This is a genomic window from Streptomyces sp. NPDC050610, from assembly GCF_040654875.1.
Lineage (GTDB): Bacteria > Actinomycetota > Actinomycetes > Streptomycetales > Streptomycetaceae > Streptomyces.
The window spans coordinates 128,866-144,228 of record NZ_JBFAIV010000011.1; the positions used below are offsets into that span (position 1 = coordinate 128,866).

12 protein-coding genes are annotated in these 15,363 nt (G+C 73.2%); 5 read left to right on the forward strand and 7 right to left on the reverse strand.

The window, feature by feature from the left end; translation table 11 throughout:
• Position 1: 1 nt before the first annotated feature.
• The 5 genes from AB0I22_RS16345 to AB0I22_RS16365 form a co-directional block, all read right to left on the reverse strand.
• A complete protein-coding gene (locus tag AB0I22_RS16345) occupies positions 2-2,176 on the reverse strand; it encodes a hypothetical protein (protein ID WP_363131437.1) in 2,175 nt (724 codons plus the stop codon).
• Between the two features lie 571 nt (positions 2,177-2,747).
• Positions 2,748-3,188, reverse strand: a complete 441-nt coding sequence (locus AB0I22_RS16350) for a nitroreductase family deazaflavin-dependent oxidoreductase (RefSeq protein ID WP_363131438.1) — start codon at positions 3,186-3,188, stop codon at positions 2,748-2,750.
• A 111-nt stretch (positions 3,189-3,299) separates the two neighbouring features.
• Positions 3,300-3,797 carry an NUDIX domain-containing protein gene (locus AB0I22_RS16355; RefSeq protein ID WP_363131439.1) on the reverse strand — a complete coding sequence of 166 codons (498 nt, stop codon included), beginning with the start codon at positions 3,795-3,797 and terminating at the stop codon, positions 3,300-3,302.
• Between the two features lie 141 nt (positions 3,798-3,938).
• Entirely contained in the window at positions 3,939-4,505 is a 567-nt protein-coding gene (locus tag AB0I22_RS16360; RefSeq protein ID WP_363131440.1) for a hypothetical protein, read from the reverse strand.
• A 106-nt stretch (positions 4,506-4,611) separates the two neighbouring features.
• The gene (locus tag AB0I22_RS16365) at positions 4,612-5,394 is read right to left on the reverse strand and encodes an aspartate/glutamate racemase family protein (protein ID WP_363131441.1); all 783 of its coding nucleotides are present in this window, start codon (positions 5,392-5,394) and stop codon (positions 4,612-4,614) included.
• A gap of 138 nt (positions 5,395-5,532) precedes the next feature.
• Here AB0I22_RS16365 and AB0I22_RS16370 point away from each other — a divergent pair, with 138 nt between their 5' ends.
• Positions 5,533-6,702, forward strand: coding sequence for a glycosyltransferase (locus AB0I22_RS16370; protein WP_363131442.1), 1,170 nt, complete (start codon positions 5,533-5,535; stop codon positions 6,700-6,702).
• A gap of 10 nt (positions 6,703-6,712) precedes the next feature.
• Here AB0I22_RS16370 and AB0I22_RS16375 read toward each other — a convergent pair whose 3' ends face one another.
• The gene (locus AB0I22_RS16375) at positions 6,713-8,017 is read right to left on the reverse strand and encodes a TerD family protein (protein WP_363131443.1); all 1,305 of its coding nucleotides are present in this window, start codon (positions 8,015-8,017) and stop codon (positions 6,713-6,715) included.
• Positions 8,018-8,429: 412 nt separating this feature from the next.
• On the opposite strand from AB0I22_RS16375, the gene AB0I22_RS16380 reads away from it, so the two are divergent.
• From AB0I22_RS16380 to AB0I22_RS16395, 4 genes are all read left to right on the forward strand, one after another.
• Positions 8,430-8,876, forward strand: coding sequence for a DUF6643 family protein (locus tag AB0I22_RS16380; protein ID WP_363131444.1), 447 nt, complete (start codon positions 8,430-8,432; stop codon positions 8,874-8,876).
• A 46-nt stretch (positions 8,877-8,922) separates the two neighbouring features.
• Positions 8,923-9,747, forward strand: a complete 825-nt coding sequence (locus AB0I22_RS16385; RefSeq protein ID WP_363131445.1) for an MOSC N-terminal beta barrel domain-containing protein — start codon at positions 8,923-8,925, stop codon at positions 9,745-9,747.
• Positions 9,748-9,892: 145 nt separating this feature from the next.
• Positions 9,893-10,498 carry a hypothetical protein gene (locus AB0I22_RS16390; protein WP_363131446.1) on the forward strand — a complete coding sequence of 202 codons (606 nt, stop codon included), beginning with the start codon at positions 9,893-9,895 and terminating at the stop codon, positions 10,496-10,498.
• 97 nt (positions 10,499-10,595) lie between these two features.
• Entirely contained in the window at positions 10,596-13,022 is a 2,427-nt protein-coding gene (locus AB0I22_RS16395) for a right-handed parallel beta-helix repeat-containing protein (RefSeq protein WP_363131447.1), read from the forward strand.
• Here the strand turns inward: AB0I22_RS16395 and AB0I22_RS16400 are convergent.
• Positions 12,992-15,307 (reverse strand): hypothetical protein, encoded by a 2,316-nt coding sequence (locus tag AB0I22_RS16400; protein WP_363131520.1) that lies wholly within the window; start codon positions 15,305-15,307, stop codon positions 12,992-12,994. The two genes, AB0I22_RS16395 and AB0I22_RS16400, sit on opposite strands and share 31 nt — an antisense overlap.
• Positions 15,308-15,363: the final 56 nt, after the last annotated feature.

Consider the following 15,363-nt stretch of genomic DNA (forward strand, 5'->3'; position numbering starts at 1 on the left):
CCTACCGCCGGTTGGCGTCTCCGGGGCCGTAGCTCACCGGGTGGCGCACTCCGGCCGGGACCGGAAGGCCGGCGGCCGGGCGCTGTACGTGCGCGGCGGGCCCAGCGTGGGCCGCCGGGTGCGGGGTGAGCGCCGCGGGGATGTCGAGGGCGATGCCGCTCTGCCCGGCCGCGGGCACGGCCCAGCCGGAGCGCGCTCCGGCGTACGCGGCGCCGAACGGCGCCTGGGAGCCGCCGCTGTTCTGCACGGTGCCGTCCGGGGCGGTCACCGGCGCCTTGACGCCCGCGGGCGCCTGGACGGTGACGGCCGAGCCGATCCGGTAGGCGGTGACCTGTCCGGCGGTGACGGCCCGCTGCCAGTCGGCCCGTTCGCGCAGCTCCGCGCCGGCGTCCCGCATCCGCGGGTTGATCAGCGGGGTGTTGTCGGCGAACAGCGCCTTGTAGTCGCCGAGGATCTTGTCGAGCACCTGGTATCCGATGCGCTCCTCGGAGAGGTTGGACTGGTGCATGAAGTGCGGGCGCGGGTCGTTGCCGAGCACGTGGCCGAGGGCGATCCGGGTTTCGAGCGGCACGATGTACGAGGTGTAGCCGGTCTTGATGTCCAGCGGTGCGGGCAGGCAGGTGGTGTTGGTGGAGTTCTCGCAGGTGCCGCTGCCGCCGTCGGCCTTCTTGCCGTAGATCCAGTTGTACTCGTCGACCTCTTCGGCGGCCTTGCCCGCGTTGTAGAAGACGTTCATCGGGTAGCGGGGCACGGTGAGGGCCGGACCGGCCTGGCGCTGGCCCTTCTCGCGGGAGGTGTCGCTGCCGAGCCAGGTGACGCCGGCCGAGGCGAGCGCGGGCGCCAGCTCGGGGTTGTCGGCGGGCTGCTGGGGCGTGGTGGAGAGGCCGGAGTGCTCACCGGTGACCAGTTCGTCCGGGTCCAGGGTGAGCCCTTCCTTCTTGGCCCAGTCGAGGTTGTCCTGGATCTGCGAGGTGATCTCGGCGCGGGAGGTCCACTTCGGCTTTCCGGCGGCGTCCGTCTGGCACTTCCACGGCACCACGCTGAGGTCCTGCACGCAGCCGAGCCAGGCGTGGGTCAGGGTGTGGTTGATCCAGCGGTACGAGCCCTGGTCGGCCACGAACTTGTCGGCGAGCGGGTCCTTGCCGCCGTGCTCCGCCCGGTACTCGATGCTGCCGCCGCCGTTGTACGCGAAGTCGATCTTGACGCCGCTCTGCCGCGACCACTCCTTCGCGTGTTCCGCGTCGTCGGTGGTCATCCGGATGGGGGCGGTGTCGGGCTCGGTGCCGCCGGGGCAGTCGACGTCGCCCGGGGTGCAGTTGAGGTCGCTGTCCCAACGGTCGTCGGCGGCGAAGAGGTCGTCGACGTGGATGGAGAAGTAGTTGTGGGAGGCGCCCAGGTGGATGCCCTGGGTCAGCCACTCCACGACGCCGCGGGAGACCAGCCGCTGCTGGCTCTGGTACTCGTTGTAGACAAAGGTCACCACGAGTTCACTGCGCCCGTCGTGCGTGTACTGGCCGATCAGGGAGCCGCGGGCGGAGCTGCCGGCGATGGCGGTGTCGAGATAGCTGGTGAAGGTCGCGCCGTCCTGCTGCTTGGCGAGCGGTACGGCCGCATAGCCGTAACTCTCGTTCACGGACGGGTTGTTGTCCTCAAAAGGAACGTTTCCACTGAGGTACTTGAAGGGACCGGCGGCGCCGGCCGCCGTCACCTGCGCGGTGCGCCCGTCCAGCGGGCCGATGTAGCCGGAGTCCTGCGCGAGGTTGAGGCCGACGGCCGGGCGGGCGTAGGTGTAGGCGTCCACCTGCCGGATGCCGAATCGTTTCTCGTACGCGGTCAGCGCGGCCATTTCCTTGGAGTCGGTCCCGAAGGGATTGTCGTTCGGCAGTACGACGCCCTGGTACTTGGCGCGCGGCCGCCCGTCGACGGTGTCGCTGAGGAACGCCTCGTCGATACGGGCGCGGCCGCTGTCCGCGAGGCTCACGGTGGTGAACGGCGTGCCGGCGCCGGTCAGTTCGGCGCGTATCGCCGTGGTGGCGGGCTCCCCGTCGTCGACGACCAGGACCCGTAAGTCGACTCTGGGTATGTCGTCCGCGGCGCTCGCTCCGGCCGCCGGCAGCGCCATCGCGAGCAGTGCGGCCGCGGCGCATGCCGATGCCAGTCGGGCCAGTTGCCCCATAGTGTTCTCCCCCCGGGACGGACCGTACGCGGTGCCGTCCGGTAAAAGCGCGTGCGCAGCACGAAAGCGGCGCCCGCACGCGAAACCGATGTCATCCTCCGAGTGCGGTGTGACCCCAACGGCGGCCGGAGCTCCCCACCCCGGCTCAGCACGCCCTCCTGCGCCCCTGCACGGGCCCCACGCCCACGCCTCAACCGCACAGCCATATATTGCGGCAAACCGGAGTGCCGCGAGTCGCACACCGCGCAGGAAGCGGCCACCTCCGGGCCGTCGGCTGTCCTGAATGCATGCTGCACGAATCCCGGCGGGCGCAGCCGGACGGACATGGCCCGTGTCGGTGGCACATGTGGTGACCTGGACCGGTATTGGTCTAGTCCTCGTGATCGACCGGCTCGCTCCGATGTTCGGGGGGTGTACGCCCTACGGACACAGCCGCCCGGAAATCGGCCGAATGATGGCCCTCCCAAATGTCAGGTACATACAGGAACGGGCGGCTCCGCCCCGCCCGCATCACGGGCCGGACCGGCGGAACCGCCCGCTCCTGTTGTCCGAAGGACCCTGCTCCTCGCGCTCAGGCTCCGGCGGGCTCCAGCACGAACACCGGAATCTCACGGTCCGTCTTGCGCTGATAGTCGGCGTAGTCGGGGTACGCCTCGACCGCGCGCCGCCACCACCGCGCCTTCTCCTCGCCGGTGACCTCACGGGCCGTCAGGTCCCGGCGCTCGGGCCCGTCCTGCAGCTCGACATGCGGGTCGGCCAGCACGTTGAAGTACCAGACGGGGTGCTTGGGCGCACCGCCCAGCGAGGCGACCACGGCGTACGCGCCGTCGTGCTCCACCCGCATCAGCGGGCTCTTGCGGATCTTGCCGGACTTCGCGCCCCGGGTCGTGAGGATGATGACGGGCTTGCCCAGCATCGTGTTGCCCGCGCTGCCCCCGGTCCGCTCGAACAGCTCGACCTGGTCGCGCACCATCTTCTCCGGGCTGGGCTCGTACTCTCCCTCTAGCGGCATGGTGTCCTTCCCTCATCGAAGAGCGATCACGCGGCGTCGCATCCGGCCGGTCCACGGCCGGCGCCGCTCATGACCTTTGCTACCACCCGGCCCCCGCGATCGGCGAACGCCCTACCGCCGTGTCGGCTCCGGCGCCTCGTCGATCCCCCGGAACCAGGTGGGTTCGTCCCCCGTCGCCCGCTTGATCCGCATCGTGGCGAACTCCTCCATGGCGGGCAGCGCGTCCAGGGAGAACCAGCCCACCTCCAGGGACTCGTCGTCGTTGACCTTCGCCTCCCCGCCGACGACGCGGCACCGGAAGCAGACGTCCATAAACTGACAGACGTCCCCGTTGGGGTACGTCACCCGGTCCAGCGCCTCGACGAGCAGCACCCGCTCCGGCACGACGTGCACGGCGGTCTCCTCGTACACCTCGCGCACGGCCGTCGCGGCCGGCTGCTCACCGGGCTCGGGGATGCCGCCGATGATCGACCAGCGGCCGTTGTCGGCGCGGCGGCCGAGCAGCACCCGGCCCTGGTCGTCGAAGACGATCGCGCTGACGCCGGGCATCCACAGCAGCTGGTGGCCCGCGGTCGCGCGGAGTTCTCGGATGAAGTCGGGAGTCGCCATGCCCCGAGCGTAACGGCCTTGCCGATCACCGGCCGGGGACGGCGCGGCGCGCCCGGCGGGCCCGAGGCCCGGACCGCGCGGAGACGGTTCGGGTTGGGCGTGACTCGGACATTGTTCGAATGTGGCTCGGAATCGGCCCGGCTACGGCTGGATGCGCACCGTACGGCCGGGCGGGACGTGCAGCAGGTCGCGGATCACCTGTACGGCGGCCTCGGCGTCGTCCACGGTGACGGTGAACGAGCGCCCGTCGCCGAGCCGGATCACGATCCCCTCGCCGCGCCGCACGACGACCGCGGTGCCGATCTCGGGGCGCCAGCGGTAGCCCCAGCCGCCCCACTGGCGGGGCGTGACGCTGGGCGCGAAGTCCGCGTCGACGACATGGGCGAGCAGGATGCGGCGGCGGGGCAGCCCCATGTGGCCGCAGCGCACCTCCAGGGCCTCCTTGTCGACCCGCACCGCCACGTGCACGAAGGCCAGGGTTCCGTAGAGCATCAGCAGTCCGGCCGCGAGGCAGCCGACCACGGACATCACGAGCGGCGCGAGCCCCGACGTCCACGCGGAGTCGACGGCCAGCTGCACGCCCAGGGCCACGCAGGCCGCGCCCGCAGCGGCCAGCAGCCACTGCACTCTGTTGGTGGCGCGCCCGGTCCAGACATCGGGGATGTGCGGGGTCACGCCCGGCTTCTCGTCCTCGGTGTGGTCCTTCATGGGAGGCAGCCTACCTATTTTCGGGCATGCCGACAGCGGGCCGAACGTCCCGCACCGTCCGTACCCATGTTCGCCCTGGCCCATTCCTCCAGGTCGGCCCCTGCTGTCAGGCCGGACTGACCACCGCCAGAAGACGTCCCTCCGGATAGGTGAGCGAGGCCGGCTCCAGAGCCGCCTCCTGGCCGCCGAGGAGGACGGTCAGACCGCCGGTGGCCGCGGCCTCGGGGGCGGGCTGCGCGCCGATCCGGCGCAGCGCCTGAGCGGCGACGGCGTCGGCGGAACCGTAGAACACGGGGGGCGGTGCGGCGGGCTGCCGCACGGCGGCGAGGATGCGCTCGGCGACCAGCTCGTAATGGGTGCAGCCCAGGACGATGGCCCTTACATCGCGGGGCGTACGACCGGCGGCCACGGCCACCGCGGCGTCCAGGGCCTCCGGATCGGCGTGCTGCACGGCGTCGGCCAGACCGGGGCAGGCCACCTCGGTGACGTCGACCCCGGCGGCGAAGTCGCGGATCAGCCCGCGCTGGTAGGGACTGCCCGTGGTGGCCGGGGTGGCCCAGATGGCGAACGGCCCGCCGCCGACCGCCGCGGGCTTGATCGCCGGGACGGTCCCGATCACGGGGATCTCCGGCTCCAGCTCGGCGCGGATCGCGTCCAGGGCGTGCACGGAAGCGGTGTTGCAGGCGACGATCAGGGCGTCGGGGCGGTGCGCGGCGGCGGCCCGTACGCAGCCGAGCGAGAGTTCGGTGACCTCCTCGGCGCTGCGGGGCCCCCAGGGCAGCGTGTCGGGCGCCGAGGAGAGCACGAGGTCCGCGTCGGGTCGCAGCCGGCGCACGGCGGCCGCTGCGGCCAGCAGCCCGTTACCAGAGTCCATAAGCGCGATCTTCACTCGATCACCTTACCGGGGCGGCTTTCCCGGGGGCCCGCAGGGTCGGCCACCGGTGATCGCACGCCTCCCGCCGCTTTCCACCCCTCCCTCGCGGGGGCCTCCCTCCGCTCGGCCGCCGGGTGCGGCAGACTGCGCCGGGTGAACGCGTTGACCTGGATCGCCGTCGTCTCCCTGGCCGCCTGGGGGTGGCTGCTGCTGGGACAGGGCTTCTTCTGGCGTACGGACGTCAGGCTGCCGGACCGCGCGCCGCCCGCCGAGTGGCCATCCGTCGCGGTGGTGGTACCGGCCCGCGACGAGGCCGAGGTCCTGCCGCGGAGCCTGCCCACCCTGCTCGCCCAGGAGTACCCGGGCCGGGCCGAGGTCTTCCTGATCGACGACGGGAGCTCGGACGGCACGGGAGAGCTGGCGCGGGCGCTCGCGGCCGACCGGGGCGGGCTGCCCCTGACGGTCGGCTCGCCGGGCGAGCCGGAGCCGGGCTGGACCGGGAAGCTGTGGGCGGTGCGGCACGGGATGGCGCTGGCCCGCGCCCGTACGGACGCCGAATACCTGCTGCTCACCGACGCCGACATCGCGCACGGCCCGGACAGCCTGCGCGAGCTGGTGTGCGCGGCGCGGACGAACGGGCTGGACATGGTGTCGCAGATGGCCCGGCTCCGGGTGGCGACCGCGTGGGAGCGGCTGATCGTCCCGGCGTTCGTGTACCTCTTCGGGCAGCTGTTCCCGTTCCGCTGGGTCAACCGGCCCGGCGGGCGGACGGCCGCGGCGGCGGGCGGCTGTGTGCTGCTCAGCGTGGAGGCGGCCGAGCGGGCGCGAATCCCGGAGGCCATCCGGCAGGCGGTGATCGACGACGTGACGCTCGCGCGGGCGGTCAAGGGGACCGGCGGGCGGATCTGGCTGGGGCTGGCGGACCGGGTGGAGAGCGTCCGGCCGTACACGGGTCTGGGGCCGCTGTGGCGGATGGTGTCGCGCAGCGCGTACGCGCAGCTGCGCCACAACCCGCTGGTGCTGGCGGGCACGGTCGTGGGGCTCGCGGTGGTCTACCTCGCGCCGCCCGTGGCGCTGGTGGCGGGAGCCGCCGCCGGCGCAGCCGCCCCGGCGCTGCTCGGCGGCTGCGCCTGGGCGGTCATGATCGGCACGTACCTGCCGATACTGCGCTACTACCGGCAGCCGCCGTGGCTGGCCCCGCTGCTGCCGCTGATCGCCGCGGCGTACCTGGCGATGACCGTCGACTCCGCGGTGCAGCACTACCGGGGCCGCGGCGCGGCCTGGAAGGGGCGTACGTACGCCCGTCCCGAGGCCGCGCCGTGAGCGGGCGCGGCTACTTGCGGCCGGGGGTCCAGTTCATGCCCCAGCCGTAGGCGCGGTCCAGAGTGCGCTGGGGGCTGACGCCGCGGTCCGGCACGAGGTAGCGGGCCTCGCGCTGGACCATGAGGTCGTCGCCGGTGTTGGTGATCAGGGCGAGTGCGGCGACGGTGGACGGCACGGTGCACTCGTCGAGCGAGAAGTCGATCGGTGCGCCACCCTGCGGGGTCAGGGTGACCGTGGCGTGCAGATTGGCGAAACTCCGAGCGCCTTCGTAGATCGTCACGAACACCAGCACACGGGCGATCTCCGCCTTGCGGTCGAGGTTGATCGTGAGGTTCTCGCCGGCCTCCGAGGCGCCGGTCCGGTCGTCGCCGTCGAGGTGGATGTAGGGGGCCTGGCGCAGCGAGCCGAAGGAGTTGCCGAGCGCCTGGACCACGCCCTTGCTGCCGTCGGTGAGCTCGTAGAGCGCGCCGAGGTCGAGGTCGAGATCGGCGTGCATGGCCATGGCCTTGCCGAGCTTCTGGCCCCAGCCCTTGAACTGCTTGCGGACCTCCCAGTTCAGGTTCACGCGCATCGAGCCCGAGGTGCCGCCCTGCTTGGTGAGCGAGACGGACGGCGCTTCCTTGGTGAGCGTCACCTTGCTGAGCCGTACCGGGGCGGGGGCCGGAGCCGGGGCGGGCGGAGCGGCGGGCGGCGGCGCGACGGGCTGCGCGGGCGGCTGCGGCGCGGCCTGCGCGGGAGCGGGCGGCGCCGCGGGCGCTGGCTGCGGCACGGGGGCGGGCGCGGCCGGCCGGGGCTCGTCCACGCTGATCCCGAAGTCCGTCGCCAGCCCCGCGAGCCCGGTGCCGTACCCCTGGCCGACCGCGCGGAACTTCCACGCGCCCTGTCTGCGGTAGAGCTCGCCGAGGACGAAGGCCGTCTCGACCGTGGCGTCCTCGCTGTCGAACCGGGCGAGCTCCGCGCCGCTCGACGCGTCCAGCACCCGGACGCACAGGCCCGGCACCCGGCCGAAGGAGCCGCCGTCGGCGGAGGCCGCGATCACGACGGTCTCGATGGCGGGCTCGACCCGGTCGAGGTCGACGGAGAGGGTGTCGGTGACCGCTCCGTCCGCGGGACGCTTGCCCTCGTGGCGCACCGCGCCCGAGGCGTGCGCCGGCTGGTTGTAGAAGACGAAGTCCGCGTCGGAGCGGACCTTCCCCGAGAGCAGCAGCAGCGCGGAGGCGTCGACGTCCGGCACTCCGGCGCCGGTCCGCCAGCCCAGTTCGACCCGCACCGCCGATGCCGGAATCTGCACATTGGTGCCCTTGCGCATGGTCATGCTCCACCCCTCCGAACGGGCCGTGAACGCGGCCGGTCTGTACCCGGTCCCAACGTACCTTGGCGACCGCTTTTCGCAGGTTCGCTCGCTTTGCGGCGCCCGCGGTCAGGACGCCGCGCCGTCCGCCACCCGCGTCGGCCGCACCACTTGCGGGTGAACTCGGCGACGGGAGCGCCGAGTTGCGCGGCGGAACGGGATCCGGCGGAACAGCCCGCGGCCCCGACCCGTGCACCCCAGGCGGACGTTCGCCGGCCGGACCGCGGACCGGGAACCCCTGTGACGGGGGCGGCTAATCATGCTGGTGTGTCCTGATGTACCCCTTGTGGTCCGACCTGTGTATTTGCAGGTCAGAAGGGGGTTGGTGCTACCTTCCCGTAGACCGGGCCTGGGCGGTGGGCTTAACTTATGGGCTATGACCTCCCCCCGCAGTTCCTACGGCGGCGGCTACTTCGCCGCGTCGTCGTTCCCGGACACCCCTATCTACGACAGCCTCGTCGCCGAGCGGGGCACTCCGCAGATCGCACCGATCCGGGTTCCTTCCCCGTACGACACCAGCGGACACTTCCCCGCGCTCCCGGCCGCGCTGCCCGCGCTTCCGGCGGGGCCGTCCCAGCACACTCCGCAGCAGGGCTACCCCGCGGCGCAGCAGCAGCCGGCGCTCCAGCAGGCCCCCGCGCCGTACATCCCGCAGCAGGCGGGCGGCCCGCGCGGCTACCCGGGCCCGCAGCAGTACCAGCAGCAGCAGCGCCCGGCCGCGCCCTCGGGGTACGAGGCCATGCGGCCCGTCGCGCCCCGGCCGGCCCCTTCGCCGTACGACGACCAGTACGGCCGTCAGTACCCCAACCAGGGGGGCTACTGACCTGGTCGATCGCTCAATTGTCCGACCCGGCTGGCAAACTGACCGCATGTCCGACCCAGTGTTGAACGCGGTCCATGTCTATCCGGTGAAGTCGGTCGCGGGGTGCGCGCCCGGTGAAGCGGCCGTGGAGCCGTGGGGGCTCGCCGGGGACCGGAGATGGGTGCTGACCGAGCCCGACGGCAGACAGATCACGCAACGGCAGCAGCCGCGCCTCGCCTTGGCGTCGGCGCGTCCGCTGCCCGGCGGCGGAATCCGGCTCACGGCCCCCGGCCTTGAGCCACTGGACGTCGAGGTGCCCGACGAGATCGGCACGGTCACCGTGCAGATCTTCCGGGACAAGGTCGAGGCCGTGCCCGCGGGCGCCGACGCCGACGCCTGGGCGAGCGACTTCCTCGGCGTCGAGGCCCGGCTGAACCATCTCGACGCCCCGGAACACCGCCGCCCCATCAGGCCCGATTTCGCACGGCCCGACGAGACCGTGAGTTTCGCCGACGCCTATCCGTTGCTGCTCACCACGACAGCCTCGCTCGACGCCCTCAACTCGCTGATAGCACAGGGCGACCACGCGGACGAGGGCCCGCTGCCCATGAACCGCTTCCGGCCCAACGTCGTCGTCGACGGCGTCGCCCCGTGGGCCGAGGACGGCTGGCGGCGGGTGCGCATCGGCGAGATCGATTTCCGGGCGCCCCAGCCCTCCGCGCGCTGCGTCATCACCACGACCGACCAGCGCACCGCGGAGCGCGGCAAGGAGCCGCTGCGCACGCTCGCCCGCCATCACCGCATCGGCGACGCGCTGGTGTTCGGGCAGAACCTCATCCCCGAGACCACAGGGACGCTGCGGGTCGGCGACCCGGTCGAGATCCTTGAGTAGCCTCGGCGGGAGCACGCCCGTCGCCCCCGTCGACGCGCCACGGCGACAGTCCCGCGCAAAGGGTGATTTTGCTCTCTCCCCCGCCGTCTCGCGCATGTAACCCCTCAAGTGAGGTATTTACGGACGCGGAAGGGGGTGCAGCACCGTGCACAAGACTCCGGTCATCTGGCGGTGGCGGCACAACCCACTGCGCCGGGGAACGGACCTCGTCGAGGCGTGGGTGGGGCTGATCGCCGTACTGCTGATGCTGGTCGCGGCCCCGGCGGCCGGCTGGGCCGTGGGCTCGCTCGCCCATGGCGCCCTGCGGCAGACCGTGCGGGAACAGCAGCAGCACCGGCATCTGGTCACCGCGACCGCCGTGCGGCTCATGCCGAGGCCGCCGATGGAACCCGACCCCGAGACCGCCTCCGGGCACCGCCCGCAGCACCGCCGGGTGCTGGCCAACTGGACCGCGCTCGACGGCAGTACGCACACGGGCGTCGTCAGCGCCCGGCGGGTCGCCGCCCCCGGCGACCCGTTCCCGCTGTGGACCGACGACAGCGGCAGAGCCTCCGCCCGCCCCATGGACAGCACCACGGCCGCCGCGCACGCCGCTCTCGCCGGACTCGGCACGGCCGGCGCGGCGGCGGGGCTCGTCGAGGGCCTCCGCCGGCTGGTCGTCCGGCGGCTCCTGCTGAGAAGGTACGCGCGGTGGGACCGCGCGTGGGCTCGGGCGGGCCAGACCTGGGGCCGGGCGGGCGCGGGGAGCTGACCGGTCAACTCCCGTCCCCCGCGCACGCTACGGTGGTGCCGCCAGTACACGTCCGTACGCGGTGAACGTAACCACGAGGTGGGGGCACAACAGCACCATGGCACAGGGCTCGGTCCAGGTGACGCACACCGGCACATCACGGTGGCGGCGGCGCACGGGAGAGTACGCCTCCCTCGCCGCCGCCCTGGAGGCCGCGGCCGACGGGGATGTGCTGTCCATCTCCCCCGGCACGTACCGGGAGAACCTCGTCGTGGTCCGGGCCGTCACGCTGCGCGGCAGCGAGAGTACGCGCGGCTCGGTGCGGATCGCGCCGACCGAGGGCGTGCCGCTGACCGTCCGCGGCTCCGCGGCCCTGCACGACCTCTACGTCGAGGGGCAGGACTCGACCGTGCCCGCGCTGCTCATCGAGGACGGCGCACCGGAGTTGGCGGGCATCCGGGTGGCGACCCGCTCGGCGGTCGGCATCGAGGTGCGCGGCGGAGCCCGGCCCACGGTGCGCCGCTGCACCGTGGACAATCCGGGCGGCATCGGCATCAGCGTGCTGGACGGGGCGGGCGGCGTCTTCGAGGAGTGCGAGGTGATGGCCGCCGGCCAGTCCGGCGTCGCGGTGCGCGGCGGCGGCCATCCGCGCCTGGAGCGCTGCCGCATCCACCACGCCTCGGGGGCCGGGCTGACGATGACGGGCGAGGGCACCGCGCTGGAGGCCGTCGGCTGCGAGGTGTACGAGATCAAGGGCAGCGGCGTCCAGGTGGCGTCGCGCGCCACCGGGCACCTCACGGACTGTCAGGTGCACCGGACCTCCGCGGACGGCGTCACGCTCGACACGGACTCGGTGCTCACGCTCTCCGACTGCGACATCCACGACATCCCGGAGAACGCGGTCGACCTGCGCTCGCGTTCGGTGCTCACGCTGACGCGCTCCACGGTGCGCCGCTTCGGCCGCAACGGCCTGTCCGTATGGGACCCGGGCACGCGGGTGGACGCCAACCAGTGCGAGATCAACGAGAGTACGGGCGACTACCCGGCGGTCTGGGTCAGCGACGGCGCGACCGCCGTCCTCGACTCCTGCCGGGTGCGCGACGTGCCCGACGCGCTGTTCGTCCTCGACCGCGGGTCGCGCGCCGACGTCGTGGACAGCGACATATCCCAGGTCCGCAACACGGCCGTGTCGGTGAGCGACGGCGCGACCGCGCAGCTCGACGACTGCCGGATACGCGAGGCGGCGACCGGGGCCTGGTTCCGCGACCACGGCAGCGGCGGCACCCTGGCCAACTGCACCATCGACGGGGCGGCGACCGGCGTCATCGTCACCAAGGGCGCGGACCCCGCCATCGAGCGCTGCACGGTGACCTCGCCCATCGAGGCGGGGTTCTACGTGTCGGCGGAGGGCCGCGGCACGTTCCACGGCTGCCGGGTGACGGGCAGCAGCGGTTACGGCTTCCACATCATCGACGGCTGCCGCACGACGCTGACCCGGTGCCGCACCGAGCGGTGCGCGCGCGGCGGCTACGAGTTCGCCGAGGACGGCCCGGTCAGCGAGGACTGCACGAGCGACGAGAGCGCGACGCTGGCCGCCGTCTCCCCCGCCGCCGGGCTCGGGTCCGCGGCCGCCGCGACGGAGACGGCGGTGCAGACGGTGGGGCTGCTCGGCGGGGTGCCGGGGCCCCGCGCCCCGGAGCCGGCCGCGCCCGAGCCGCCGGACACCGCCTCCGCACGCCCCTCGACGGAGGTGCTCGGCGAACTCGACGCGCTGGTCGGCCTGGAGAGCGTCAAACGGGAGGTGCGCGCCCTCACCGACATGATCGAGGTGGGCCGCCGCCGTCAGCTGGCCGGGCTCAAGGCGGCTTCGGTCCGCCGCCATCTCGTCTTCACCGGCTCCCCCGGCACCGGCAAGACCACCGTGGCACGGCTCTACGGCGAGATCCTCGCCTCCCTCGGGGTGCTGGAGCGCGGCCACCTGGTGGAGGTCTCACGGGTGGACCTGGTCGGCGAGCACATCGGCTCGACCGCCATCCGCACCCAGGAGGCGTTCGACCGGGCGCGCGGCGGGGTGCTCTTCATCGACGAGGCGTACGCGCTGTCCCCGGAGGACTCGGGCCGGGACTTCGGCCGGGAGGCCATCGACACGCTGGTGAAGCTGATGGAGGACCACCGGGAGGCGGTCGTGGTGATCGTCGCCGGGTACACCGCCGAGATGGAGCGTTTCCTGTCCGTCAACCCCGGTGTGGCGTCCCGCTTCTCGCGCACCATCACCTTCGGCGACTACACGCCGCGAGAACTGCTGCACATCATCGAGCAGCAGGTGGAGGAGCACGAGTACCGGATCGGCGAGGGCACCTCCGACGCGCTGCTCAAATACTTCACGGAGCTGCCCAAGGGCCCGGCGTTCGGCAACGGCCGCACCGCCCGGCAGACCTTCGAGGCGATGGTCGAGCGGCACGCGGGCCGGGTGGCGCAGCTCCCCGACCCGAGCACCGACGAGCTGACGCTGCTCTACTCGGAGGATCTGCCCGAGCTGCCCTGAGGTCCGGCCGGGCTGCCCTGAGGTCCGGGCTGCGCCGGTATCCGGGGCGGCCCCAGCCGGGCGAGGAGCGCGGTGCGCTCCGCGTCGAATCCGGGGTCGGCCTGGTAGTCGGAGTGGCCGAGTATGGGCGCGGGCAGCGGGTGGTCCGGCGTGCGCCCGTAGGCGAGGGGGTCCTTCAGCGGCCCGCAGTCGACCTCGGGGCCGGTGTGGTCGGGCAGCCGGATGGGGCCGCCGATCGGGTCCGTGAGCCGCCACAGATTCCGCCAGCAGTGGATGTCGCCGTGCAGAGCGGTCAGCTGCGCGGGGCCGAAGTAGGCGGGGAACCAGCGTCCGTAGAGCCGCTCCAGCGGGCAGCCGTAGGTGAGCAGGGCGACGCGTTTGCGGGTGTGCCGGTCCAGTTGCCAGACCGCGGCGGCGGCGAGGACGCTGCCCTGCGAGTGCCCGGAGATCACGAGCCGCCCTCCGGTGCGCCGGGTCCAGGTCTCCATGCGCCAGGTGAGGTCGGGGACGGCCCGCTCCGCGTAGCAGGGCGGCGCGAAGGGGTGGGCGGCGCGCGGCCAGAAGGTGCCGACGTCCCACAGGATGCCGATGGTGCGGCGCGCGGAGGGGTCGCGGTAGGCGCGGCGCCCCCAGGCCAGGAGGAGCACGAAGACGAACCCCATGAACCACGAGCCGAGCGTCTGCGCGGTCTGCGCCCCGGCCTCGATGACGCCGGTGGTCCCCTCCGCGGCCTTGCCCGGCACCTCGTGGGTGCCCCAGGCGCCGGCGACGGCGACGCCGCCCAGTACGAGCGTGACCGCGGCGACGGTGCCGACCACCCAGGGGGCGGAGTCGGTGAGCCCGGCGCGCGCGATGGTCCCTGCGATGGCGCCCGTACGGGTCTCGTCGGGCTTCTCGTCCGGGTAGCCGTCGGGGACGGTGCGCAGGAGCCGCTGTTTGCGCACGCGGGTCACCCACAGGAAGTAGAGCACCAGGAGCAGCAGGGCGGACAGCAGCACGGGGATGATCGACGCCTGCCAGGACAGCACCACCGGCGGCCCGTCGACGGCCCCCTCGCCCATGCCGGGCGTACGGCCGCCGTCGAGCCAGTCGGCGATCCATTGGGCGACTCCGCCGGAGAGCACGCCGCCGAGCGCGCAGGCGAGCATCGCGACGGCGGGGCCGGCGAGGCCGCGCAGCGGGGACCGCTCCGCGGGAGTTCCCTGGTAGAGCGCGCGGGCGGCGACCGCGAGGCCGATGACGAGGACGCCCTGGGCCAGGGCGATGACGCCGAAGGTCTCGTTGCCGGGCAGCATGCCCTCGGAGGTCCAGCCGGGGCGGTTCCAGGCGGCGTGCACCGCGCAGAGCAGCAGCACGGCGAAGGAGATGCCGGGCAGCGCCCGGGCGGTGGCCCCGTCGAGGGCGTCGTCGGTCCGGGACTCGCTGCGGCCGCGGCGGCACACCACGTACACGATGAGGGCGCCGGTGCAGACCAGCAGCGCGTGCAGCCACCAGCCGGAGGCGTCCAGCCAGGGGGCGCCGCCCTCCTGGCGGTCGTAGCGGGACGTGGTCCAGGAGATCACGGCGGCGACGGTCAGGAAGCCGGCCGCGGTGTGGGCGGCGCGCAGCCGGGCCACGAGCCGCCGTCCGTACCAGAAGCCGGGCAGGCAGAGCGCGGGGCGGCCGGTGCCGGCCGGGTCGTCCTCCTCCAGGGGGCGGCCGACCGGCTGCTGGGACTCGTACGCGCTCCAGGTGCGGTGCGAGAGGAACCAGAGGAGGGCCACTATGGCGGCGGGCACGACGGCGGCGAGCGCGAGCCGCCTGCCGGGCTGGCTCCACCAGCCGCCCCCTTGCGGCGACATGAAGCCGAGCCAGGTCTTCCCGGCGGCGCAGGAGGCCGTGCCGGCGCACTGCCAGGCCGTGAGGTCGAGGGCGACCTCGCAGGCGGCGGCGATGAGCAGGACGGTGAGGCTGAGCGCGACGAGCCGCACGATCATGCCGTACGCGCGCACGGTCCGGGCGCGGCCGGTCGCCGAGGGCCGCATCCAGTGGGCGAGGTTGGCCACCATGAAGGGGAGCAGCACCAGCCACAGGGCGCGGGAGCTGTCGCCGGAGGTGAGGTTGCACCAGACGTACGCCTCGCGCACCGGCTCCTCGCGGTGGTCGGCGGGGCGCTGCTCGGCGTCGGTGTCGCCGGCGCGCCGGTAGATGCCCGCGGTGGTGTCGCCGGTGACGCGCTCGGTGCGCGCGTCGTTGAGCATCTCCTGCGGGGTGGTGCCGCCCACCCCGTGGACGAGCAGCTCCAGCGCGGGGCGGTCCCGCTGCCCGCCGCCGGTCTTGTCGGTCGTCTGGACTTCGTGCG